This is a genomic window from Sphingomonas sp., from assembly GCF_036677245.1.
In the GTDB taxonomy this organism is placed as follows: domain Bacteria; phylum Pseudomonadota; class Alphaproteobacteria; order Sphingomonadales; family Sphingomonadaceae; genus Allosphingosinicella.
The window spans coordinates 1-1,676 of record NZ_JAKFCG010000015.1 but is presented as its reverse complement, the minus strand read 5'-3'; the positions used below and the strand labels follow the sequence as shown (position 1 = coordinate 1,676).

The 1,676-nt window shown below is 67.1% G+C and carries 4 protein-coding genes; all 4 read right to left on the bottom strand.

Annotated elements, in window-relative coordinates; translation table 11 throughout:
• The coding region (locus tag V6M48_RS01900) for a CHC2 zinc finger domain-containing protein (RefSeq protein ID WP_332810830.1) at positions 1–297 on the bottom strand (297 nt) is incomplete at its 3' end.
• A 30-nt stretch (positions 298–327) separates the two neighbouring features.
• Complete coding sequence (locus tag V6M48_RS01895) at positions 328–843, bottom strand: GNAT family N-acetyltransferase (protein ID WP_332810829.1); 516 nt, start codon at positions 841–843, stop codon at positions 328–330.
• A gap of 13 nt (positions 844–856) precedes the next feature.
• Positions 857–1,303: a GatB/YqeY domain-containing protein gene (locus V6M48_RS01890; RefSeq protein ID WP_332810828.1), complete on the bottom strand. Its 447-nt coding sequence runs from the start codon at positions 1,301–1,303 to the stop codon at positions 857–859.
• A gap of 180 nt (positions 1,304–1,483) precedes the next feature.
• On the bottom strand, positions 1,484–1,676 hold a 193-nt coding region (rpsU, locus tag V6M48_RS01885), incomplete at its 5' end, for a 30S ribosomal protein S21 (protein ID WP_332810827.1).

Genomic DNA, 1,676 nt, shown 5'->3' with positions numbered 1-1,676 from the left:
GTCGCGCGGCACTTCCATGCCGACGCGCTTGGCGAGTTCGTCGACGGCATCGAGGAACTCGAGCCGGTCGTAGTTCATCAGGAACGAGATCGCCGTGCCGTGCGCGCCGCAGCCGAAGCAGTGATAGAACTGCTTGGTCGGCGACACCGTGAACGACGCCGAGCGCTCGTCATGGAACGGGCAACGCGCCGCGTATTCCTTGCCCTGTCGCTTCAACGGCACGCGCGAGCCGACCACTTCGACGATGTCGGAGCGGGCGAGCAAGTCGTCGATGAAGGCGTCGGGGATGCGGGCCATGCGGCTAGGATGCCACCAGACGCCTGGAGATCAGTGGGTCGCGCTGTCGAACTGCGCGGCCAGCCGCTGCAGGGCGTCGCCGCTGATGCGCTGCACGGTCCAATCGTCCATGCCAGTGGCGCCGAGGTCGCGGTAGAAGCCGAGTGCGTCCGTGTTCCAGTCCAGCACCCACCACTCGAATCGGCCGCATCCGCGCTCGAGCGCAAGCCGGGCCAGGAAGGTCATCAACAGCCGGCCGAGGCCTTCGCCGCGGAAGCGCGGGCGCACGAACAGGTCTTCGAGGTACAAGCCGCGGCGACCGAGGAACGTCGAATAGTTGTGGAAGAACAGCGCGAAGGCGGCGGGCTCGCCGTCGACTTCGGCGATCACCACTTCCGCCGCGGGATGCTCGCCGAACAGGCTGTCGGCGAGCGTGTCTTCATTGGCGACGACCTGGTGCGCGAGTTGTTCGAACTCGGCCAGTTCGCGGATGAAGGACAGCACCAGTGCGGCGTCCTGGCGTTGCGCGAAGCGCAGGCGCACGCCTGGTTGCGAGGTGGCGATCATGCTGGAGCCGGCCTCAGCCTGCGAGCTTCTGCTTGACCAGTGCCGACACCTGGCCCATGTCGGCCTGGCCGGCGAGCTTCGGCTTGAGCACGCCCATCAGCTTGCCGATGTCGGCCGGGCCCGTCGCGCCGGTCTCGGCGATGGCGGCATCGATCGCGGCAAGCACCTCCGCCTCGCCGAGCTTGGCCGGCAGGTAGGCGTCGATCACGCCGAGTTCGTAGCGTTCGATCGCGGCGAGGTCCTCGCGCGCGGCGGCTTCGTACTGCGTGATCGAGTCCTTGCGCTGCTTGACCATTTTCTCGAGTACGGCCAGCACCACCGCATCGGTGATCTCGATGCGCTCATCGACCTCGCGCTGCTTGATGGCGGCATTGATCAGGCGGATGACGCCGAGGCGATCCTTCTCGCCGGCCTTCATCGCGGTCTTCATGTCTTCGGTGAGCTGGGTCTTGAGGCTCATGGCGATCTCCGGTTCCATGCAGCGCGAAGTGATCGGCTGCGTGGGTGTTGGATGGTTGGACAGCCGCACGGCGGGGGCCGCGCTGCAGAAAAGCAAAAAGCCGGCGGCGCTTGCGCACGGCCGGCTTCGGCGACGATCGCGGACGGGCTGGCGCCCGCCGGATCCATCAATTCAGTGCGATCAGTACAGCCGCTGGCGCTTGGTGACGTCGCGCGAGCTGCGGCGGGCCTGGCGCTTGACCGCGGCGGCAGCCTTGCGCTTGCGCTCCTGGGTCGGCTTCTCGTAGAACTCGCGCTTGCGGGTTTCGGCGAGGACGCCGGCCTTCTCGCAGGTGCGCTTGAAGCGGCGCAGGGCAAACTCGAAGGGCTCGTTT

Coding starts and splice junctions, on each gene's coding strand:
- V6M48_RS01895 (WP_332810829.1), bottom strand. CDS start 843: ATGATCGCCACCTCGCAACCAGGCGTGCGCCTGCGCTTCGCGCAACGC.
- V6M48_RS01890 (WP_332810828.1), bottom strand. CDS start 1,303: ATGAGCCTCAAGACCCAGCTCACCGAAGACATGAAGACCGCGATGAAG.